The sequence below is a fragment of the Pseudomonas sp. GW823-FHT05G12 genome (assembly GCF_058795575.1).
Window position 1 is genome coordinate 4,450,617 of record NZ_CM179501.1, and the last position, 19,431, is coordinate 4,470,047.

Annotated in this window: 20 protein-coding genes and 1 tRNA gene; 11 read left to right on the forward strand and 10 right to left on the reverse strand. The window is 62.6% G+C overall.

Annotated elements, in window-relative coordinates; all coding sequences use genetic code 11:
- The first annotated feature begins 68 nt into the window (after positions 1-68).
- Both AC3RCM_RS20345 and AC3RCM_RS20350 read left to right on the forward strand, forming a co-directional pair.
- The gene (locus AC3RCM_RS20345) at positions 69-467 is read left to right on the forward strand and encodes a hypothetical protein (RefSeq protein WP_020193656.1); all 399 of its coding nucleotides are present in this window, start codon (positions 69-71) and stop codon (positions 465-467) included.
- 2 nt (positions 468-469) lie between these two features.
- On the forward strand, positions 470-940 hold the full coding sequence (locus tag AC3RCM_RS20350) for a GreA/GreB family elongation factor (protein WP_492629099.1): 471 nt from the start codon (positions 470-472) through the stop codon (positions 938-940).
- A 110-nt stretch (positions 941-1,050) separates the two neighbouring features.
- On the opposite strand, the gene AC3RCM_RS20355 is transcribed toward AC3RCM_RS20350, so the two are convergent.
- Positions 1,051-1,989, reverse strand: coding sequence for a LysR family transcriptional regulator (locus tag AC3RCM_RS20355; protein WP_492629100.1), 939 nt, complete (start codon positions 1,987-1,989; stop codon positions 1,051-1,053).
- 118 nt (positions 1,990-2,107) lie between these two features.
- On the opposite strand from AC3RCM_RS20355, the gene AC3RCM_RS20360 reads away from it, so the two are divergent.
- Positions 2,108-2,857, forward strand: coding sequence for a 3-oxoacyl-ACP reductase family protein (locus AC3RCM_RS20360; RefSeq protein ID WP_064490987.1), 750 nt, complete (start codon positions 2,108-2,110; stop codon positions 2,855-2,857).
- A 39-nt stretch (positions 2,858-2,896) separates the two neighbouring features.
- On the opposite strand, the gene AC3RCM_RS20365 is transcribed toward AC3RCM_RS20360, so the two are convergent.
- The gene (locus tag AC3RCM_RS20365) at positions 2,897-3,781 is read right to left on the reverse strand and encodes a LysR family transcriptional regulator (RefSeq protein WP_064490986.1); all 885 of its coding nucleotides are present in this window, start codon (positions 3,779-3,781) and stop codon (positions 2,897-2,899) included.
- Positions 3,782-3,887: 106 nt separating this feature from the next.
- On the opposite strand from AC3RCM_RS20365, the gene AC3RCM_RS20370 reads away from it, so the two are divergent.
- The 3 genes from AC3RCM_RS20370 to AC3RCM_RS20380 all read left to right on the forward strand — a co-directional run bounded on the left by AC3RCM_RS20370 (position 3,888) and on the right by AC3RCM_RS20380 (position 8,041).
- Positions 3,888-5,075, forward strand: coding sequence for an MFS transporter (locus AC3RCM_RS20370; protein WP_014754115.1), 1,188 nt, complete (start codon positions 3,888-3,890; stop codon positions 5,073-5,075).
- Positions 5,076-5,282: 207 nt separating this feature from the next.
- Positions 5,283-5,663 carry a hypothetical protein gene (locus AC3RCM_RS20375; protein ID WP_020190956.1) on the forward strand — a complete coding sequence of 127 codons (381 nt, stop codon included), beginning with the start codon at positions 5,283-5,285 and terminating at the stop codon, positions 5,661-5,663.
- A gap of 245 nt (positions 5,664-5,908) precedes the next feature.
- The gene (locus AC3RCM_RS20380; protein WP_104887205.1) at positions 5,909-8,041 is read left to right on the forward strand and encodes a TonB-dependent siderophore receptor; all 2,133 of its coding nucleotides are present in this window, start codon (positions 5,909-5,911) and stop codon (positions 8,039-8,041) included.
- Positions 8,042-8,242: 201 nt separating this feature from the next.
- Here the strand turns inward: AC3RCM_RS20380 and AC3RCM_RS20385 are convergent.
- Positions 8,243-8,332 (reverse strand) — tRNA-Ser (locus AC3RCM_RS20385).
- 198 nt (positions 8,333-8,530) lie between these two features.
- Between AC3RCM_RS20385 and AC3RCM_RS20390 the strand changes: the two genes are divergently transcribed.
- The 3 genes from AC3RCM_RS20390 (at position 8,531) to AC3RCM_RS20400 (ending at position 11,094) form a co-directional block, all read left to right on the forward strand.
- Positions 8,531-9,220: a crotonase/enoyl-CoA hydratase family protein gene (locus AC3RCM_RS20390; RefSeq protein WP_076403568.1), complete on the forward strand. Its 690-nt coding sequence runs from the start codon at positions 8,531-8,533 to the stop codon at positions 9,218-9,220.
- A 120-nt stretch (positions 9,221-9,340) separates the two neighbouring features.
- Entirely contained in the window at positions 9,341-10,054 is a 714-nt protein-coding gene (locus tag AC3RCM_RS20395) for a lysophospholipid acyltransferase family protein (RefSeq protein ID WP_064491513.1), read from the forward strand.
- A gap of 68 nt (positions 10,055-10,122) precedes the next feature.
- The gene (locus AC3RCM_RS20400; RefSeq protein WP_003252830.1) at positions 10,123-11,094 is read left to right on the forward strand and encodes a magnesium and cobalt transport protein CorA; all 972 of its coding nucleotides are present in this window, start codon (positions 10,123-10,125) and stop codon (positions 11,092-11,094) included.
- 101 nt (positions 11,095-11,195) lie between these two features.
- On the opposite strand, the gene AC3RCM_RS20405 is transcribed toward AC3RCM_RS20400, so the two are convergent.
- Positions 11,196-11,930 (reverse strand): amidotransferase, encoded by a 735-nt coding sequence (locus AC3RCM_RS20405; protein ID WP_010952873.1) that lies wholly within the window; start codon positions 11,928-11,930, stop codon positions 11,196-11,198.
- Positions 11,931-12,459: 529 nt separating this feature from the next.
- Here AC3RCM_RS20405 and AC3RCM_RS20410 point away from each other — a divergent pair.
- Positions 12,460-13,260, forward strand: a complete 801-nt coding sequence (locus tag AC3RCM_RS20410; RefSeq protein ID WP_336095389.1) for a cytochrome c — start codon at positions 12,460-12,462, stop codon at positions 13,258-13,260.
- Positions 13,261-13,524: 264 nt separating this feature from the next.
- Here the strand turns inward: AC3RCM_RS20410 and AC3RCM_RS20415 are convergent, their stop codons facing one another.
- The 4 genes from AC3RCM_RS20415 to AC3RCM_RS20430 form a co-directional block, all read right to left on the reverse strand.
- The gene (locus tag AC3RCM_RS20415) at positions 13,525-13,857 is read right to left on the reverse strand and encodes a ribonuclease E inhibitor RraB (protein ID WP_003252824.1); all 333 of its coding nucleotides are present in this window, start codon (positions 13,855-13,857) and stop codon (positions 13,525-13,527) included.
- Positions 13,858-14,034: 177 nt separating this feature from the next.
- On the reverse strand, positions 14,035-14,271 hold the full coding sequence (locus AC3RCM_RS20420) for a hypothetical protein (protein ID WP_020192211.1): 237 nt from the start codon (positions 14,269-14,271) through the stop codon (positions 14,035-14,037).
- A 206-nt stretch (positions 14,272-14,477) separates the two neighbouring features.
- Positions 14,478-16,535 (reverse strand): LTA synthase family protein, encoded by a 2,058-nt coding sequence (locus tag AC3RCM_RS20425; protein WP_492629101.1) that lies wholly within the window; start codon positions 16,533-16,535, stop codon positions 14,478-14,480.
- A gap of 139 nt (positions 16,536-16,674) precedes the next feature.
- Entirely contained in the window at positions 16,675-16,866 is a 192-nt protein-coding gene (locus tag AC3RCM_RS20430) for a PLDc N-terminal domain-containing protein (RefSeq protein ID WP_003252818.1), read from the reverse strand.
- Between the two features lie 126 nt (positions 16,867-16,992).
- Here AC3RCM_RS20430 and AC3RCM_RS20435 point away from each other — a divergent pair, with 126 nt between their 5' ends.
- Entirely contained in the window at positions 16,993-17,931 is a 939-nt protein-coding gene (locus AC3RCM_RS20435) for a ZIP family metal transporter (RefSeq protein WP_064492977.1), read from the forward strand.
- 123 nt (positions 17,932-18,054) lie between these two features.
- Here AC3RCM_RS20435 and AC3RCM_RS20440 read toward each other — a convergent pair whose 3' ends face one another.
- On the reverse strand, positions 18,055-18,585 hold the full coding sequence (locus AC3RCM_RS20440; RefSeq protein WP_409320459.1) for a hypothetical protein: 531 nt from the start codon (positions 18,583-18,585) through the stop codon (positions 18,055-18,057).
- 60 nt (positions 18,586-18,645) lie between these two features.
- Positions 18,646-19,170 carry an ankyrin repeat domain-containing protein gene (locus AC3RCM_RS20445; RefSeq protein ID WP_003252811.1) on the reverse strand — a complete coding sequence of 175 codons (525 nt, stop codon included), beginning with the start codon at positions 19,168-19,170 and terminating at the stop codon, positions 18,646-18,648.
- Positions 19,171-19,431 lie beyond the last annotated feature (261 nt).

Sequence of the window (19,431 nt, forward strand, 5' to 3'; positions counted from 1 at the left end):
GCATCTGCGCAGAAAAATGCCCAAGCGCATGCGACAATGCCCCCCTACCACGTTGCCAGGAAGCTGCCATGCCGCGCCACCGTGAATTGAAGATCACCCTCAAGCCGTTGCCGTTGATCATGTGCGTTGCCTTGGGCCTGTGGCTAGGCGCCATGGCCATTGCCGCGAGCCTGTGGCTGGCCCAGCAGTTGTGGCCACAGCAGGTGCAACCTCTGGCCCAGGTTGTAGCCCCGCATGCAGACCGCCCCGTTGCAACGCCTGCACCGGCCACTGCCCAGGATGCCCAGGCCGAGATGTTCGAACGCTACAAGGACATCCTGCACAAACAGGAGCTGCAACAGGCCGCCGATGCCGCCCAAGGCAACCCGCGCAACCTCAACAGCCCCAAGTGCCAGTTCTGGCTGCAGCAAAACCGTACCGCGCCCACCGAAAAAAGCCAGGCCAACGTGCTGGAGTTCTGTTACTGACCATGGACAAGCCCCACCTGTTGGCGCTGATTGTCGCCACCCTCGAGCATGACCTGGACGTGCTGACCCGCGCGGCGCAAACCGCCTACGAGGCTGCCACCGCCGAAGAGAACATCGCCGAGAACAAGTACGACACGCTGGGCCTGGAGGCCTCGTACCTGGCCACTGGCCAGGCCCGCCGCAGTGCCGAGATCCGCCAGGCGCTGGTGATCTACCAGCAGTTGCTGCTGCGTGATTACGACCCGGCGCGCGGTGTGCAGGTAAGCAACCTGGTGACCCTGAAAAATGAAGATGGCGGGCAGCGCCGGCTGTTTCTCGGGCCTGAGGCAGCGGGGTTGAAGATTGGCGAGGGTGACGGGCTGGCGACGGTGATTACCCCGCGTTCGCCGCTGGGGCAGCTGTTGCTGGGCAAGCGGGTGGATGACGAGGTGAGCCTGGGGGCGCAGGTATCGTTCATTGTCGATGTTGTCTGAACCGGCCTCTTCGCGGGCACGCCCGCACAAGGACCCCACTGTCTTCAGGGCTGTGATATCCCTGTGGGCGCGGGCGGGCCTGCGAAAGGGCCGGCACAGGCAATAATTCTCTAAAGGGCCTGCAGGGCATCGAACCGCCCCGCCAGCCCCTGCTCGGCAAACTGCTCCACCACAAAATCGATGAACGCCCGGGTCTTGCCCGGCAACAGCTTGTGCTCGGCGAAATACAGGCTGATATGCCCATCGTCCACATACCAGTCCGGCAACACCCGCAGCAGCCGCCCGGCCAGCAAGTAGGGCACGGCAAACGGCAGGCTCACCAGGGCAATGCCCAGCCCCTGCTCGGCCACCGCGCACGCCGCGTCCGAATCGCTCATGGTCATCGCCTGGCGCAATTGCAGCGGCTGCTGCGCCTGCCAACGGCTGGTCAACGGCCACGAGCGCACCCGCCCGGTCTGCGGTGACCGCACCAGGATGCCGTCATGGCGTTGCAGCACCTGCGGGTCTTCTATCGGCGCGTGCCGCTGCAGATAGGCCGGCGCCGCCACCAACACCCGGTGCGCCGGGGTCAGCTTGCGCGCCACCACCCCTGGCGGCAGTTCGAAACCACCGCCAATCGCTGCATCGAAGCCCTGGCCGATCAGGTCGACCTGGCGGTTGTCGAAATGCCAATCCGGGGTAATCGCCGGGTATCGGCGCAAGAATTCCCCCAGCAACGGCAGCACATACAAACGCCCGAACACCGTGCCCATGCTCACCCGTAACGACCCGGCCGGCTGGCCTTCTGCACTGGCCAGGTTGGCCACGGCGTACTGAATGGTGCGAAAGCTGTCACTGACCTCGCCGAGAAAACGCTGCCCCGCTTCGGTCAAGGTCAGCTTGCGGGTACTACGCTGGAACAACCGCACACCCAGGCGCGCTTCCAGCTGCGCAACGTGCTTGCCCACGGCAGCCGGGGTAAGGCTCAGGCACCTGGCGGCTTCGGCAAAACTGCCGACCTCGGCACTGCGGATGAAGCATTCCAACGCGCTGAATGATTCCATGGCCATGATTAGCAACCAAAGGTTTACTCTGCTGATAGTGATTACCATCTTATCAGTAGGCAATCGAGCGCCGATACTGTGCCCATCCAAGGCATTTCGGCCTGGCTTCCAGCAGGAGAACAGCATGTCCAAGCAACTTACACTCGAAGGCAAAGTGGCCCTGGTTCAGGGCGGTTCCCGAGGCATTGGCGCAGCCATCGTACGGCGCCTGGCCCGCGAAGGCGCGCAAGTGGCCTTCACCTATGTCAGCTCTGCCGGCCCGGCCGAAGAACTGGCCCGGGAAATTACCGAGAACGGCGGCAAAGCCTTGGCCCTGCGGGCTGACAGCGCTGATGCCGCGGCCGTGCAGCTGGCGGTGGATGACACCGTGAAGGCCTTGGGCCGGCTGGATATCCTGGTCAACAACGCCGGTGTGCTGGCAGTGGCCCCAGTGACAGAGTTCGACCTGGCCGACTTCGATCACATGCTGGCCGTGAACGTACGCAGCGTGTTCGTCGCCAGCCAGGCCGCGGCACGCTATATGGGCCAGGGCGGTCGTATCATCAACATTGGCAGCACCAACGCCGAGCGCATGCCGTTTGCCGGTGGTGCACCGTACGCCATGAGCAAGTCGGCACTGGTTGGCCTGACCCGCGGCATGGCACGCGACCTCGGGCCGCAGGGCATTACCGTGAACAATGTGCAGCCCGGCCCGGTGGACACCGACATGAACCCGGCCAGTGGCGAGTTTGCCGAGAGCCTGATTCCGCTCATGGCCATTGGGCGATATGGCGAGCCGGAGGAGATTGCCAGCTTCGTGGCTTACCTGGCAGGGCCTGAAGCCGGGTATATCACCGGGGCCAGCCTGACTGTAGATGGTGGGTTTGCAGCCTGATTCAAAGGTTGCCTGTGCCGCGACAGCGCCGGCACAGGCTTAGCCTTTCTTTGCCCCCAGGCACTGTTCCATCACGTCCAGAAAAGCCCGGGCAGCCGGTGTGGGGCTGGACGACCACACCGCATACAAGTGCCGCACCGGCGCATCCACCAACCGCGCCACTGCTACACCTTCGATGCCTTGAGCCACCCGCTCGGGCACCAGGCCGACGGCCATGCCCCGCTGCACGAATTTCTCTACCAGACGAACATGCCCGATCTCGAACTGCACCCTGCGCTGCAACCCCACCGCCTGAAACGCCTCGTCGGTCTGTCGTCGCGCCCCGGTGCCTTCGGGGAAGTCCACCAACACTTCGCCTGCCAGGTCAGCCAGCGCCAGTTGTGCCCTACCCGCCAAGCGGTGCCCCAACGGCAACACCGCCACCAGTTCTTCCCGGGCCAGCAACCGATGCTGCACCCCCTGCACTACTTCGCCCTGCCACAGCCCGATAAAGCCGACGTCCAGGCGCCGCTCGAGTACGTCAGCGATCAGCAATTCGCTCTTGGCCGTGAGCCAGCGCACATCCACATCCGGATAACGACCGTGGAACACCGCCAACAGGTCGACCAGATCCAGCGCGGTGAGCGAGCTGATTTCACCAATCGCCAGCCGCCCGCGCACCTGGCCGCAGGCCGCCGCCACGTCATCGGCAATGCGCCGGGCCGCTTCCACCGCGGGCCGCGCGCTGAGCACAAAGGCTTCCCCCGCAGGGGTCAGGCGTACCCGCCGCGAACTACGCTCGAACAGGCTCACCCCCAGCTGCGCCTCCAGCCGCGCTACTTGATGGCTAAGGGCCGACTGCACCACATGGCAGCGCTCCGCCGCGCGGGTAAAACTGCCGGTGTCGGCCACGGCAAGGGCATATTCGAGCTGCTTGAGGTTCATCGATCTATCTGCTTTCAAGATGAATAGACTGAAAACTATACATTGGTGTCATGCCTGACACTTGCTGATAATCATCACTACACACCACTGACCCCACGAGAATTGCATGCACACCCCCACTCTCAGCCGCGCCTTGATCCTGCTGATGGCCACCGCCACAGGCCTGGCCGTGGCCAGCAACTATTACGCCCAACCGCTGCTGCACAGCATCGCCCAGCAGTTTGGCTTGAGCACCGCCAGCGCCGGCAGCATCGTGATTGCCGCGCAACTCAGCTATGGCGCCGGCCTGTTGCTGCTGGCACCGCTGGGCGACCTGTTCGAGCAGCGCCGGCTGATTACCGTGATGACCGTTGTCTCCACCCTGGGCCTGGTCATCAGCGCCTGTGCACCCAGCCTGCCCTGGCTGCTGCTCGGCACGGCGCTGACCGGGCTGTTCTCGGTGGTGGCACAGATCCTCGTGCCGATGGCAGCGACCCTGAGCGAGCCCCATCAGCGTGGGCGCGCGGTCGGCACACTGATGAGCGGCCTGCTGCTGGGCATCCTGCTGGCGCGCACTGCTGCCGGCTTCATGGCCGAGCTGGGTGGCTGGCGCAGTATCTACGTGCTGGCCGCAGTGCTGATGGCAGTTACCGCCGTGGCGCTGTACCGCAGCCTGCCACAGCACCACAGCCACGCCGGGCTGAAATACCCGGCGCTGATCGGCTCCGTGTTCCGTCTGTTCATCGAAGAGCCCGTGCTGCGCCTGCGCTCGCTGCTCGGTCTGTTGGCATTCAGCCTGTTCGCCCTGTTCTGGACACCCCTGGCGTTTCTGTTGGCAAAAGGCCCCTACCACTATTCGGATGCAGTGATCGGCCTGTTCGGCCTGGCCGGTGCGGCGGGTGCATTGTCGGCCAACTGGGCCGGGCGCCTGGCAGACCGCGGCAAGGGCGCGCTGGGTACCACCGTGGGCCTGGTGGTGTTGCTGCTGTCGTGGGTGCCGCTGGGGTTTGCCGAACAGTCCCTGCTCGCCTTGCTGCTGGGCGTGCTGATGCTCGACCTGGCGGTACAACTGGTGCATGTGAGCAACCAGAACGCAGTGATCGCCCTGCGGCCCGAGGCACGCACGCGGCTGAATGCCGGTTATATCACCTGCTACTTCATTGGCGGGGCGCTTGGGTCGTTGCTGGGCACGCAGCTGTTCCAGCGCCAGGGCTGGATGGGGATCGTGGTGGCGGGGCTGGTGATTGGCGGGCTGGCGTTGCTGGCCTGGGGATGGGCCGAACGCAAGCGCAAGAATGCCTTGCAGGTGGCCTGAAAAATGCGCGCTGGATTCTTCGCGGGCACGCCCGCTCCCACAGGTGCCTCACAAAACTCAGGGCAGTGGTGGGTACGGGCATGCCCGCGAAGAGGCCAGCCATGGCGACAAAGTACCGCACTACCCTCCGTCGCAATGCCGTTGACTTGCCTGCCGGGGCAGCGCTCAGTAAGCGCTGGAATGCCCTTTCCCTGACAGGATGAATTTATGACAAGACTCACGGTACAGTCCGGCGATTTCTTGCAAGGTGAAGGCGAGTATCGCAATGGATCGCTCACACTCAAGACCGCGCGCAGCCCCTCACCCGGTGAGCGGATTTCCCTGGCACGCATCAGCGACTTGCGGCTGGCCAGCCTGGAAACCAACCGCAACCTTGGCAGCGCCTTGGGCTGGGGCGTGGCCGGCGCCCTGGTGGCAGGGCCAGTAGGGCTGCTGGCCGGGCTGTGGTTGGGTGGCAAGGAAGAAGAAGCGACCTTTCTGGCCACCTTCAAGGATGGACGCAAGCTGATGGCCATTACCGATGGCAAGACCTGGTCGAAGATCGATGACAACTGGCGGCAGCACAAGCGGCCGATCAGGACTGGCTGACTGAATACACCGGGCCCGGATCGTTTTATGTGGAAGGCGGCTGGTAAGATGCCGCCTTTTTCATGGCCTGTGCCGGCCTCTTCGCGGGTAAACCCGCTCCTACAGGGGTATCACCACCTGGTGTATCACCAACCGGTGCATTACCAACCGGTGTTTCACCAACCGGTGTTTCACCAACCGGTGTAGGAGCGGGTTTACCCGCGAAAGGGCCGGCACAGGTATCGCGCATCCAGGAGCCCCACCGCATGCCCCCGCATCACCCCCGCCTGCCCCTGAGCCTGCTCAGCCTGGGCCTGGCCCTGCAGTGCCCCTCTGTGTTTGCCGAAGACAGCGTGATGCTGGCCCCGTTGCAGGTCTCCGACACCTACGCCAATGATGGCTACCAGGCACGCCAGGCCGCTGTGGGCGGCTTCCAGCCCGCGCCCCTGCTCGACACCCCCGCCTCTGTCAGCGTGTTCAGCCAGCAGTTGCTGGAAGACCGCCAGGTACGCAAGCTTAGCGAAGTGTTGCAAAGCGATGCCTCGGTCGGCGAAAGCTATGCACCCATCGGCTACTACGAAAACTTCAATGTGCGCGGCTTCGAGCTGAACGCCGCCAGTAGCTACCGCATCAATGGCCAGACCATTGCCGGAGAGCAGAACGTAGCCCTGGAAAACAAGCAGCAGGTGGAATTGCTCAAGGGCCTGTCCGGGCTGCAGACCGGCGTGTCGGAGCCGGGCGGCTTGATCAACTATGTGACCAAGCGCGCCGAAGACATACGCAGCGTCACGGTATCGACCAACGAACAGGGCGAACGCTATCTGGCCACCGACCTTGGCGGCTGGTTCGGCAGCGAAAAGCAGTTCGGCCTGCGCGCCAACCTGGCCCATGAAGACATCCGCACCTACGTCGACCACGCTGACGGCAAGCGCGACTTCGCCTCGCTGGCATTCGACTGGCAGATCAACCCGGATGCCACCCTGCAGCTGGATGCCGAGTACCAGCATCGCGAACAGGCGTCGGTGCCGGGTTACCAACTGCTCGGAGGCACTGAAGTGCCCCACGGCATCGACCCGGAAGACCGCCTGGCCTACCAGCATTGGGCAAAGCCCGTGCAGAACGACTCGCTGAACCTGGGCGGGCGCTTCGAATACCGCTTCAACGATACCTGGACCGGCACCGTGAGCGCCTCCCGCAGCAAAGTGGTGATCGACGACTACAGCGCGTTTGCCTGGGGTTCGAGCGAGGGGGCGTTTTTCGGCAGCAATGGTGACTACGACATCTATGACTTCCGCAGCCCCGACGATACCCGCCGAACCGACGAGGCGCAGGCCATGCTCAACGGGCACTTCGATGCGCTGGGGGTGGGGCACGAGCTGACTGTGGGTACCAGTGCGCAGCGACGCACACTGGATCAGCGCCCGTACTACAACGAGTGGCTTGGGACCGGCAACATCCATACCGGCGCCCCAGACCTCGATCCGTCCGACAAACCCGTCGGCGCCAGCGAACGCCGGCTGGACAGCCGCCAGTACGGCTTGTTCGTCAGCGACCGCATCAGCTTCAACGAGCAATGGCAGACCGTGCTGGGCGCCCGTGAAGTGCGCCTGGATGAAAAGACCTGGGACGAGAACGGCGTAGCCGGGCGCCATACCCGCCAATACGAGCTACTGCCCAACGCTGCGCTTATCTACAAACCGCAGCCGAACACCACGGTATACGCCAGCTACGCCAAGGGCCTGTCTGCCGGAGGCACGGCCCCTTGGTTCGCCAGCAATGCAGCTGAGATCCTTGCGCCCACCACCTCCCGCCAATTGGAACTGGGCGTCAAGCACGACTGGCAAGGCCTGAGCCTGAGTGCCGCCCTGTTCCAGATCCGCCAGGCTTACCAGTACGCGCGCCCGGACGGCACCGGCAACTTCACCTACGTGCAGCAAGGCCAGCAGAAGAATACCGGCCTGGAACTGGGCGCCAGCGGCCGGGTGACCCCGAACCTGCAGGTACAGGCCAGTGCGGCAGCCATTCGGGCGCGGGTGCAGAACAGCGGTACCGAAGCCTATGAAGGGCACCAGGCGATCAACGTGCCTAAATTCCGGGCGGCGCTGCATGCGGAATATACCCTGCCGGTTCCGGGGCTCGCGCTGCTGGGCGGTGCGCGGTATAGCGCCAGCAAGTATGCGAGCCAGGCGGGCAATGTGGAGGTTGGCGGGTATACCGTGTTCGACCTTGGTAGCCGCTACAGTACCCGTGTTGCCGGGTATGACACGGTGCTGCGGCTGACGGTGGATAACGTGCTGGACAAGCGTTACTGGCGCGATGTGGGGGATTACCTGGGGGATAACTACCTGTTCCAGGGGGCACCGCGTACCGCTCGGCTTTCGGCTTCGATCAGCTTCTAGATTGCCGGGGCCGCTCTGCGGCCCTTTCGCGACCTGTGGGAGCGGGCTTGCCCGCGAACACGGGCGAAGCCCGTGCCATCCACCACGGTGTTGGCTTCGCGGGCAAGCCCGCTTGTGTCGCGATGGGCTGCACAGCAGCCCCAATGGCCCTGAAAACAAAAAGCCCCCGTACTTTTCAGCGCGGGGGCTTTTCGTAGAATGTGGCGGTGAAGAAGGGATTTGAACCCTTGATACGATTTCTCGTATACACACTTTCCAGGCGTGCTCCTTCGACCACTCGGACACTTCACCGTTTCTCTTCAAGCCTTGCAGCCCGTCGAGGTGCGCTAATTTAGTGAAAGACTTTCCCTTTGGCAAGCATTTTTTTCAATTTTTTCATGTATTTGCACTTGGGCTGCCGTGAGCACTGACCGACCAGTCAGCCTTGCTGCTTTACCTCGCCCTTGGCGCTGGGTAACGTCGTCGCCACGCCAACAAAAGGACTCTGCCATGAGCGAGCTGATTACCTACCACGCCGAAGACGGCATCGCCACCCTTACCCTGAACAACGGCAAGGTCAATGCCATCTCGCCGGACGTCATCACTGCCTTCAATGCAGCGCTGGACCGCGCTACCGAGGAGCGTGCAGTAGTGATCATCACCGGGCAGCCGGGCATTCTGTCAGGCGGTTACGACCTCAAGGTGATGACCCGCGGCCCCCAAGAGGCCATCAGCCTGGTCACCGCCGGTTCCACCCTCGCCCGCCGGCTGCTGTCGCACCCGTTCCCGGTGGTGGTCGCCTGCCCCGGCAATGCCGTGGCCAAGGGCGCCTTCCTGCTGCTGTCGGCCGACTACCGCATCGGCGTCGAAGGGCCGTACAAGGTATGCCTGAACGAAGTGCAGATCGGCATGACCATGCACCACGCCGGCATTGAACTGGCCCGCGACCGCCTGCGCCGCTCGGCCTTCCACCGCTCGGTGATCAATGCCGAAGTGTTTGACCCGCAGGGTGCCGTGGATGCCGGCTTCCTCGACAAGGTGGTGCCGGCCGAGCAGTTGCAGGAAGCGGCAATGACCGCAGCGCGGGAGCTGAAGAAGCTGAACATGCTGGCGCACAAGAACACCAAGCTGAAAGTGCGCAAAGGGCTGCTGGAGGCGCTGGACAAGGCGATCGAGCTGGATCAGCAGCACATGGGCTAGCCGCACGGGCCCTTTTCGCGGGCTTGCCCGCGAAAGGGCCGGAACAGGCCTGCACCAAGGTTTGCCCCAGCCAGTGCACACCCGTACACTGCCCCGCGACCGTCTGGTGTGAGTCGTACCATGCTTTATTCATTGCGTATGTTCCTGCTGGGGCTGCATTTTCTTGCCGTTGGCACCGTGGGCCTGCTCATTGGCCTGTGCCGCCCCTTCAACCCTGACAACAGCCGCGTTTTCGCCCGGCTCTACAGCTTGCCGGCCACCTGGCTGATGCGCATCAAGGTCAAGGCCGAAGTAGGCCCATTGTGGGACCACCCGCCCGGCTGCGTGATCGTGGCCAACCACCAGTCCAACTTCGACCTGTTCGTGCTGGGCCAAGTGGTGCCGCAGCGCACCGTCGCCATCGGCAAGAAGAGCCTGGGCTGGATCCCGCTGTTCGGCCAATTGTTCTGGCTGGGCGGCAACGTGCTGGTCGACCGCAAGAATGCCTATCAGGCGCGCAGGGCCTTACAGAAGACCACCCGGGTTCTGCAGGACGACACCTCAATCTGGATTTTCCCCGAAGGCACCCGCAATCCCGGCGAGCATCTGCTGGCGTTCAAGAAAGGCGCATTTCACATGGCCATCGAGGCCGGTGTGCCGATCGTGCCGGTCTGCGTCAGCCGCTATGCCAGGCGCCTGAGCCTGAACAGCTGGCGCCAGCGCACGGTAATCGTGCGCTCGCTGCCACCCATTGCCACGACGGGCATGACGCTGCAGGACCTGCCAGCGCTGATCGAGCAATGCCGTGGGCAAATGCAGCAGTGCATTGACCGCATGGAAAAAGAACTGGCCTGATCCGGGGTTGCTCTGGAGCCGGGTACAGCCCAAGCTGTATCCGTGTTCAAACGAATAAGCGGACAACCATGGGTCGAGTCGTGGCATCGGCGGTGTACAGCGCCGGCAGAAAGGTTACCAACATCAGCATCGACGAAGGCAGCGAGTGGGCGCGCAAGCCGGGGCATTTCGTGTGGATCGGCCTGGAAGAGCCCAATGCCGAGGAGCTGGCCAACCTGCAGTCGCAGTTCAACCTGCACGAACTGGCCATCGAAGATGCCCTGGAAAAACACAGCCGACCCAAGCTGGAAACCTTCGGTGACGCGTTGTTCATCGTCACCTATTCGCCAGTGCGCCACGAAGGCAAACTGGAATTCATCGAAACCCATATCTTCGCGGGCAACGGCTACATCATCACCTGCCGCAACGGCCACTCCAAATCCTACGCCATGGTCCGCCAGCGCTGCGAGGCTCGGCCCCTGCTGCTGGAACATGGCGAAGACTTCGTGCTGTACGCCCTGCTCGACTTCGTCACCGAGAACTACCAGCCGGTCAGCGAGGCCATTCATGGCGAGATCGAAGCGCTGGAGGAAAGCGTACTGGGCGGCTCGCTGCGGGAAGACGACATCCGCCGCCTGCACAGCCTGCGCCGTGACATCCTGCGCCTGCGCCGCTACGTGGCACCCCTGGTTGAAGTGAGCGAAGAACTGCAGCGCCTGAGCTTCCCGTTTATCGACAAGAACATGCGCCCGTACTTTCGTGATGTGCAGATTCACGTGACGCGGCAGATGGAAGACTTGGCCGGCATCCGCGACATTGCCAGCCAGACGATCGAGATCGGCATGCTGCTGGAGTCGTCACGGCAAAGCATCGTGCAGCGCAAATTCGCGGCCTGGGCGGCGATTCTGGCATTCCCTACGGCCATTGCCGGGGTTTACGGCATGAACTTCCAGAACATGCCGGAGCTGAGCTGGCACTACGGTTACTTCGCAGTACTGGGGGTGATTGTGACGGGGTGTGCCGGGTTGTATGCCAGCTTCAAGAAATCGGGTTGGCTTTGATGGCCTCTTCGCGGGCGCGCCCGCTCCCACAGGTTGCGCACAATGCTGGAAATTGTGCATCACCTGTGGGAGCGGGCGTGCCCGCGAAGGGTTGCCACCGATTACGCGGCGCTGTCGCCGGCCTTTGACGGCTGCTGGATAAAGCGCAACATCCACTCCCCTACCAAATCACCCTGGTGCTCGGTGGCCAGGCTGGCGACGGCCTTGTGGTACACCTCGTCACCCAGGTATTCCTGGCGCGCATCGAGCAGTGCGCGGGAGTAGTCATGCACGAATTCCGGGTGTCCCTGGAAGCACAGCACCTGGTCGCGAATGTGATACGCGGCATTCGGGCAGAAATCGCTGGAGGCGATCACCGTAGCGCCTTCCGGCAGTTCGGTCACCTGATCCTGGTGACTGATCAGCAAGGTCAGCTCCGACACCTCCGGGTCCATCCACGGCGCATGCGCCGCCAACGAGTAGCGATGAATACCCACGCCCCAGCCTTGCTCAGCCCGCTCGGCCTTGCCACCCAGGGTCAAGGCCAGCAACTGGTGGCCAAAACACACGCCCAGCAGCTTTTCACCGCGCTCGTACAGCTTGAGCAGGTAGGCCTTTAGCGTCTGGATCCACGGGTCGGTACCGAACGAATCGGCCTTGCTGCCCGTCACAAGGTAGGCATCGAACTTTTCACTGTCGGCGGGATAGTCGCCGTGCATCACGTTGTACACACAAAATTCGGCGGCAATCGGCTGACGCGAGAAGAGCTGCTCGAACATCCTGCCGTAGCCCTGATATTGCGCCGTCAACTCCGGTCGCAGGACATCGGTTTCAAGGATGCAGATGCGTAACGACATAGGGGTAGTCCTGAACGACATGGGTGGGAATCTGCTGTAGAGACTGCCGCGAAAGGCACGTACAAGCAAGTAGGCTGCACTGACGAACGGTCACATTTCGTCGGCGCGTGCCGGGTAGTTGCGCCACTGTCTAGATAGAGCGTGCCAGCTAGATAGCAATTGGCCTCATAGCCAGAGGAATGGTTTTAGTGCACGGTTAGAACAAAGGGTTCTCAAATATGGATAACGCACACCCTACTGTTGAAGGTATATCCACTTTCAAGAGGCAAGCAGTCCGGCGCCATGCAACGCCGCTGCGATCGACCCGAAGCGCGACGACAAGGAAGCCAACGGGTATTCAGGAATAACAACAAGAAGGCGGTCCGCCATGTTCAGACAATCGAAAATTCGCCAAGCCGGGCTCATTTTATTTGCCACCACGTTGCTATTGATCTTGCCGAACCTGACACGTTTGTTTGGCTGACGGCAGCGGTGGCGCCAACGGGCAACGCACAGGTAACCTGCTGGCCTTGATGGTCGGAGATTGCCTATGCGCCACTGCCTTGCCCTGCTAGCGTTGCTCCTGAGCCTGCCATTGTCGGCGGCGCAACTGCACCTTGAACTGGGCGCGACACCGCGCCAGTGGAGCAGCGCCGAACTGCTTGGCCACCCTGAGGCCCAGGACATCAGTATCGAGCAGGACGTATCCTACAAACGCCCCATGCACTATCGGGCGGTGCCGCTGGCCACGCTGCTGGAAGGCGTGAGCGCCCGCGATCACCTGCAGGCCGTGGCGCTGGATGGCTTTGCCGCCGAAATGCCCGCTGCGGCATTGCTGCAGCCAGGGCCAGCACGGGCCTGGCTGGCCGTGGAAGACCCAGGCAAGCCGTGGCCGCCACTGGGTCAAGGCAAGCCAAGTGCCGGGCCGTTCTACCTAGTGTGGACTGCGCCGCAGGCCAGCGGCATCCGCCCTGAACAGTGGCCATTCCAGATTGCCACCCTTCGCAAGCTGGCCCCGGCGGACCAGCGGTTTCCTGCGCTGCTGCCCGACCCGAAGCTGCCGGCCGACAGCCCGGTGCGTCAGGGCTTTGCCCTGTTCCAGCAGAATTGCCTGGTGTGCCACCGGTTGAACGGTGCGGGGGATGGGCAGGTGGGGCCGGACTTGAATGTGCCGTATAACCCGACCGAGTATTTTCAGCCGGTTTATTTACGCAAGTTGATACGCGACCCGCAAAGCCTGCGGCACTGGCCGCAGGCGAAGATGCCGGGGTTTGCCGAAAGTGTGTTGAGTGAACAGGAACTGGATGCGCTGTTGGCCTATTTGGGGCACATGGCAACGCGTAAGCCTTGAGGGCCTCTTCGCGGGTAAACCCGCGCCTACACGGTGGTGGACGCACACCGGGGGTTGGACACACACCTGGGGTCGGACACAGACCGTCGTAGGAGCGGGTTCACCCGCGAAAGGGCCGGGCCTGCTGGCCAATATCCCTGGTCGTTCACCGTTGCTGCCGCCACCGTATTCGCGGGTGAACCCGCTCCTACAACGGCAGGTGGTGTCCACCATCCATCAATGTGTAGGCGCGGGTTAACCCGCGAACGGGCCAACACAAAACTGTCAGGCCGTGAGCCGCTCGTGCTTGACGCCCCACCCTTCCACCTCACCCCCATACGGTGTCACCAACTGCTCGAAGGCCTCTTCAAAGTCGCCAATCCCGCCATGGGTGGCGTACATGACCTTGCTCAGTTCCAGGTGCCAGGCACCGTCGCCCAGCTCCTTCACCTGGGCATTGAGCGATTCCCCGCGAAACTGCCCGGCTGCACGACGGGCCCCTGCTTCGTCTGGGAATACGGCATAGAACTCGATGGGGTGGATCTGGGTGAAGTCGAAACCGCCTGCCTTCATCTGGCGCAGGACGTTGCTGCTGATATCGTCGTTCTGGCTGCTCATGAATCGTCCTCCTGAATAAAGCAATGGATAGACTTTCCGTGCACTACGCACCTGCCGGCAAAGGCCGGGCAGTTCGAGCTGATGCAAGACGCGAATTATTGAGGCGGCGCCAACCCAAAGAACAGGTAGGCCCTCCACCAGCGTAGCGCCTGCCAAGGCACCACGCAAACGTGTGGTTCAGGGTACTTCGTGAATACTGGTGATAGTCACACCACTATGCTCTTTGAGCCAGCGTGCGGTCGGGGAGATGATACGGTCCTGAAAGTCGTTGAGGTCCAGCTCGTCCATCACCGGAAACAGGTGTGAGCGGATGGCCCGTGCAGCGTCTTCCTCGCTGGGGCAATGCTCGGCATGCAACAGCAATGCGGACGGTTCGCCCTTCTGGTCGGCAAAAATGACTTCCCACTCTTTCATTGAACGGACCCTCTCAGTCAACGAACACCAGGTGTGTGATGCCTGAATAACTGACCTTGGGGCAGGGATAATGTTCAGTCCGGGAAAAATGTGCGGGGCCCATTCGCGGGCTTGCCCGCTCCCACAGGGCCAGCACAAGGTTCGAACCCTGTGCAATGCCTGTGGGAGCGGGCAAGCCCGCGAATGGGCCGCAACGCGGCCCCGGTTTACTTCGGTGTGCCGTGCACCACGCCAGCGGTGTTATCCAGCAGGCTCTTGGTCGCCGTCTGGATATACGCTTCCAGCTTCTTGAGCATTTCCGGCTGGTCCGGGCTTTCGATCAGTTCGGCCTTGAACTCGCTGCCCAACTGGTAGCGGTACATCCGCGGGCTCATGTCCTTGGACTCGATCAGGATACGGTCACCCTGCACCAGCCCGACAATCTGCTCGCTGCCCGACGGCTTGATCATGCCCACGCCCTGGTCACCCTCGGGCAGGTTGAGCAGGTCACGCCCCCAGCACTGGTGGCGAGCCTTGCCACCCAGGCGGCCCATGATGGTCGGCACGATGTCGACCTGGGTACCCACGGTGTGGTTCACCGCACCGAACTTCTCCTGAATGCCCGGGGCAATCAGCAGCAGCGGTACGTTGAAGCGGCCCAGGTCCAGCTCGGTAACCTGCTGGTGGTTGCCAAAGCCATGGTCACCGACGATGACGAACAGGGTTTCCTTGAAGTAAGGCTCCTTACGCGCCTTCTCGAAGAACTGGCCCAGCGCCCAGTCCGAATAACGCATGGCGGTCAGGTGCTCGTCCAGACGGCCCTGGCCGGTAACCTTCTCAACCGGCAAGTCCTTCGGCAGGGCATACGGCGTGTGGTTGGACAGCGTCTGCAGCAGCGCGTAGATCGGCTTCTTGCCATCGTGCTTGGCCAGCTCTTCGTTGCCGCGGTCGAACATGTCCTGGTCGGACACACCCCAGGTCGGGTCGGAGAACACCGGGTTGACGAAGTCATTACGGCCGATGAAGGTGGTCATCCCCTGGTTGCCGAAGAACCCGGACTGGTTGTCCCAGGCAAAGTCGCCGTTGTAGACGTACACGTCGTCGTAGTCACGGGCGCTGAGCAGCGCCGGCAGGCCCGACAGCTTATGGCCGCCTTCCGGGGTCTGCATCAGGTATTCGAAACCTGGCAGGTTGGGGAAGCAGGCCATGGTGGCGAACATGCCCTGGTGGGTATGGGTGCCGTTGGAGAAGAAGCGGTCGAACAGCAGGCCTTCTTTGGCCAGCTTGTCGAAGTACGGGGTGATGTTGTTGGGGCTGCCAAGCGCGCCTACCGAGTGGCCGGCGAAGCTTTCCATCAGGATCACCACCACGTTCTTGATCGGCAGGGTACGGTCAGCCGGCGGCACAAAGTCGCGGCGGATAGCGGCTTCGTCGGCGTCGACCAGCGTGTCGTGGGCGGTCAGCAGTTGCTCACGCACACTTTGCGTGGCCACGTCCTGCTCCAGGACTGGCTTCCAGATGTTGGCACGGTCCTCGCCAAAACGGCTCTTGGCAGCGTCGATCAGGGTCAGGGTGCCGTTCAGGCCCAGCTGGTTGACGAAGTTGGAGTCCGTGGTGAAGGCATCACCCCAGCGCATCGGCGGGCCCTGGCGCAGGGTGCCACGGGCAGCGACCACGGCCACCAGCAAGATCACCATGAATACCGCCAGGCGCTTGTACCACGGGGCAACGCGGTACAGGCCTTCGGCACGGGTGGCGCGATCGATACCTTTGAACAGCAGGCTCAGCAGCCAGGTCCCGACGGCCCAGGCCAGCAGGTAGCGGACCACCGGGAAACCGTACCAGAGCATGCTCATGACGGTTTTCGGGTCTTCCTTGATGTATTGGAAAACCAAGCCGTTGAGGCGCTGGTGGAACTCGCGGTAGAAGTCCATTTCCATCAGGCCGAGGAACATCACCACGCTCGAAGCGAGGGTCAGCCAGAAACGGAACACGCCACGCCGGGCCATGGCCCAGGGGCTGAGGATGGCCAGCAGCAGCGGAATACTGATGTAAACCACCACCCGCAGGTCGAAGCGCAAGCCGTTGAGGAAGCCTTCGGCGACCGTCGAATAAGGGGTATCGCCGACCATGTCGTTGTTGTAGGCCAGCAGCGCCAGGCGCACGAGGCTGAGCATCAGCATGATCACCAGGCCGCTGAGCAGCGTGTAGGCCAGGTGGGATTTCAAGGTCGGCGAAAATGACGTTCGCGCGCCCTGTTGCTTCAAGGCGTCCGTGTTAGCCATGAATGGGAAGGTCCTAGGATTGCGGTTTGCGAAGAGGCGATGGCGCTAGGCCAACGCAGCATTATGCGGGTGCGGATTCTGTTTAAACCAATGTGAAAATTTTGTCACGCCCCTATTACTGGCTATGTCAGTACCGCGCTTAGAGCCGCACATTCCCCCGCGGCCCGGCAATCGCCCAGATCACCAGCCCCACCACCGGTAGCAAGGCGATCAACAAGATCCACAACACCTTGATGCCCACCTCGCTGCCACTCTTGATCACGTTGAGAATGGCCCAGATATCCAGCGCCAGAATGATCAGCCCGACCAGGCTGTTAAAGGTAGATCCCATGTCTGAATTCCTGTCCAGAGGCTTTGCTGCACAGCATAGTCAGCTATCGCGCCAATAGAAGGGAATCCTTGGCGGATGTCGCAGGTCCCTCGGTAGACTGATTGCATTCACTGATTCGAGGTTCGTATGCCACCTACCCATAGCCAAAGCGCCGCCCCACCTTCACTGCTGCAGGCCTGGCGCCAACAGGCCATCGATACCCCTTGGCTCAGTGCCGGCCTGGGGCTGAGCCTGCTGGCGGTGTGCGTGCTGCTGGCCGCCAGCCTCTGGAACGCGGTGAACGGCGACCATGCCGAAAACCTGCACCTGGCCATGCTGGGCGGGTTGTCGGGCTTTGGCGCCACCGCACTGGGCGCCGTGCTGGCGGTGGTGCTGCGCGATGTCAATGCACGCACCCAGGATGTGATGCTGGGCTTTGCTGCCGGCATGATGCTGGCAGCCAGTTCGTTTTCGCTGATTCTGCCGGGCCTGGAGGCTGCCCGCGAGATCACGGGCAACGGCCCGGCCGCCGCGTTTACCGTGGTGCTGGGCATGGGCCTGGGTGTGCTGCTGATGCTGGGCCTGGACCGCTTCACCCCGCATGAACACGAAAGCACCGGCCCGTGCGGGCCCGAAGCCGAGCGCATCAGCCGGGTGTGGCTGTTTGTGCTGGCGATTACCCTGCACAACCTGCCTGAAGGCATGGCGATTGGCGTGAGCTTTGCCAATGGCGACATGAACATCGGCCTGCCGCTGACCAGTGCCATCGCCATCCAGGACATCCCCGAGGGGCTGGCCGTGGCACTGGCCTTGCGCGCCACAGGGCTTTCCAACCTGAAGGCCGCGTTGGTGGCGATAGGGTCGGGCCTGATGGAGCCGCTAGGGGCGGTGATCGGGCTGGGGATTTCTACCGGCTTTGCCCTCGCCTACCCGATCAGCATGGGGCTGGCGGCAGGGGCGATGATCTTTGTGGTCAGCCACGAGGTGATCCCCGAAACCCACCGCAACGGGCACCAGACAGCGGCGACCCTGGGGTTGATGGGCGGGTTTGCGGTGATGATGTTTCTCGACACTGCGCTGGGCTGAAGATTGATGTTTCGTGAGCCGGCCTCTTCGCGGGCTCGCCCGCTCCCACAGGGTTATCACAGGGCCTGATGCGCTGGAGTACCTGAGGGAGCGGGCATGCCCGCGAACAAGCAATCACTGGTATCAGATGTGGACGGCGACTTTCAAAGCCTCCAGCGCCGGCTCGACCTTGATGCCCAGCGCTGCACCCAGCTCCATTACCCGTGCCAGGTCCTGCTGCCCCACCATGACCATCTGCAGCTCGTCATCCAGCAACTGGCTGAAGTTGAGCAGCACATAACCCCCCGCCTCCTTGTTCAGCGCGCCCATCTGCACCTGGATACGGTTGAGCGCGGTCAGTGGCTCGGTACGGGCCAGTTGCTTGGGCTTGAGGGTAAACAGCACGCTGTTGTCGAACGAATCACTGATCTGCTGGAACAGCTCCTGATAGCTGTCGGCCTGGAACACCACGGTATCCGGCAGGCTGCCCAGCACCACCCATTCGCCCAGGGGAATCGGGAAAGTGTCGTCGTAGTTGATGTCGGGATTGGCGGCCAGGAAGGCGGCAGGGTCGGCGTAGGCCTGGGCGGCCTCGTCGGCGATACGCTCGATGTCTGCCTCACGCATGCAGCCGGCGCCAATGAGGCTGATGAATTCGAGCAACTGAGTTTTCATGAAAGGGGGCCTGCGACGGGTGAAAAGTCTCCAAGGATAGCCGCAAATGCCCCCAGGCGGTTAGCCGGCCAGCACTTGCAGGCGCGCGGCGGTGTCTGCTGCGCCCATGGTTTGCGCCGCCATCAGGGCGGTGATGCCACGGGCATCCTGGTGCGCCGGATCGGCCCCTTGTGCCAGCAGGTAGTCGAGGATTTCGCTGCGGTTGAACATGGCCGCCAACATCAGCGCGGTGCGACCGTCCTGCGCGGCGGCATCCACCGGCACGCCATGCTCCACCAGCAGGCGAATCATCGCCAGGTCCCCTTTGAATGCGGCACCGGCAATCGGCAGCTGGCCATTGTCGTTGGCAATCAGCGGATCGGCACCTTGCGCCAGCAGCACGCGCACCGCCTCGTGGTGGCCGTGGTAGCTGGCCAGCATCAGCAGGGTATCGCCCTTGTGGTTACGCAGGTTGGCCGGCAGGCCGCTGGCAAGCAGGCGCCCGAGCATGTCGGCGTCGCCCTGGCGGGCACGTTCGAACACCTGCTCGGCGAACGCAGCGGTTTCGTCATCGGTCATGGTGGCGGGTGCGGCTTGGCTGGACATAGGGAACCTCCTGGCATAATTGATGGCCCAAGTGTTCGTCAGGCATGCCATTGCGGTCAAAGGTTCAGATTCTATGAAGCCGATAGGCAAACCCTGACCCGTGCAAAATGCACTGTGCAAAATGCACGACCGTGCAGCCTGCACGATGCCGCTTCTGGAAATTCCCCGTAACCTCCTGTATTTACTGGTTTTTTCGCCAAACAGGATTCTGGCACGGTCACTGCAACCATCAACTCATGTCTGCCACACAACAGCCAGGAG

Bases quoted from the DNA above. Each gene is read 5' to 3' on its own strand.
- AC3RCM_RS20390 (WP_076403568.1), top strand. From the start codon at position 8,531: ATGAGCGAGCTGATTACCTACCACGCCGAAGACGGCATCGCCACCCTT.
- AC3RCM_RS20365 (WP_064490986.1), bottom strand. From the start codon at position 3,781: ATGAACCTCAAGCAGCTCGAATATGCCCTTGCCGTGGCCGACACCGGC.
- AC3RCM_RS20345 (WP_020193656.1), top strand. From the start codon at position 69: ATGCCGCGCCACCGTGAATTGAAGATCACCCTCAAGCCGTTGCCGTTG.
- AC3RCM_RS20395 (WP_064491513.1), top strand. From the start codon at position 9,341: ATGCTTTATTCATTGCGTATGTTCCTGCTGGGGCTGCATTTTCTTGCC.
- AC3RCM_RS20380 (WP_104887205.1), top strand. From the start codon at position 5,909: ATGCCCCCGCATCACCCCCGCCTGCCCCTGAGCCTGCTCAGCCTGGGC.
- AC3RCM_RS20435 (WP_064492977.1), top strand. From the start codon at position 16,993: ATGCCACCTACCCATAGCCAAAGCGCCGCCCCACCTTCACTGCTGCAG.
- AC3RCM_RS20445 (WP_003252811.1), bottom strand. From the start codon at position 19,170: ATGTCCAGCCAAGCCGCACCCGCCACCATGACCGATGACGAAACCGCT.
- AC3RCM_RS20440 (WP_409320459.1), bottom strand. From the start codon at position 18,585: ATGAAAACTCAGTTGCTCGAATTCATCAGCCTCATTGGCGCCGGCTGC.
- AC3RCM_RS20400 (WP_003252830.1), top strand. From the start codon at position 10,123: ATGGGTCGAGTCGTGGCATCGGCGGTGTACAGCGCCGGCAGAAAGGTT.
- AC3RCM_RS20420 (WP_020192211.1), bottom strand. From the start codon at position 14,271: ATGAAAGAGTGGGAAGTCATTTTTGCCGACCAGAAGGGCGAACCGTCC.
- AC3RCM_RS20430 (WP_003252818.1), bottom strand. From the start codon at position 16,866: ATGGGATCTACCTTTAACAGCCTGGTCGGGCTGATCATTCTGGCGCTG.
- AC3RCM_RS20360 (WP_064490987.1), top strand. From the start codon at position 2,108: ATGTCCAAGCAACTTACACTCGAAGGCAAAGTGGCCCTGGTTCAGGGC.
- AC3RCM_RS20415 (WP_003252824.1), bottom strand. From the start codon at position 13,857: ATGAGCAGCCAGAACGACGATATCAGCAGCAACGTCCTGCGCCAGATG.
- AC3RCM_RS20410 (WP_336095389.1), top strand. From the start codon at position 12,460: ATGCGCCACTGCCTTGCCCTGCTAGCGTTGCTCCTGAGCCTGCCATTG.
- AC3RCM_RS20370 (WP_014754115.1), top strand. From the start codon at position 3,888: ATGCACACCCCCACTCTCAGCCGCGCCTTGATCCTGCTGATGGCCACC.
- AC3RCM_RS20425 (WP_492629101.1), bottom strand. From the start codon at position 16,535: ATGGCTAACACGGACGCCTTGAAGCAACAGGGCGCGCGAACGTCATTT.
- AC3RCM_RS20355 (WP_492629100.1), bottom strand. From the start codon at position 1,989: ATGGCCATGGAATCATTCAGCGCGTTGGAATGCTTCATCCGCAGTGCC.
- AC3RCM_RS20405 (WP_010952873.1), bottom strand. From the start codon at position 11,930: ATGTCGTTACGCATCTGCATCCTTGAAACCGATGTCCTGCGACCGGAG.
- AC3RCM_RS20350 (WP_492629099.1), top strand. From the start codon at position 470: ATGGACAAGCCCCACCTGTTGGCGCTGATTGTCGCCACCCTCGAGCAT.
- AC3RCM_RS20375 (WP_020190956.1), top strand. From the start codon at position 5,283: ATGACAAGACTCACGGTACAGTCCGGCGATTTCTTGCAAGGTGAAGGC.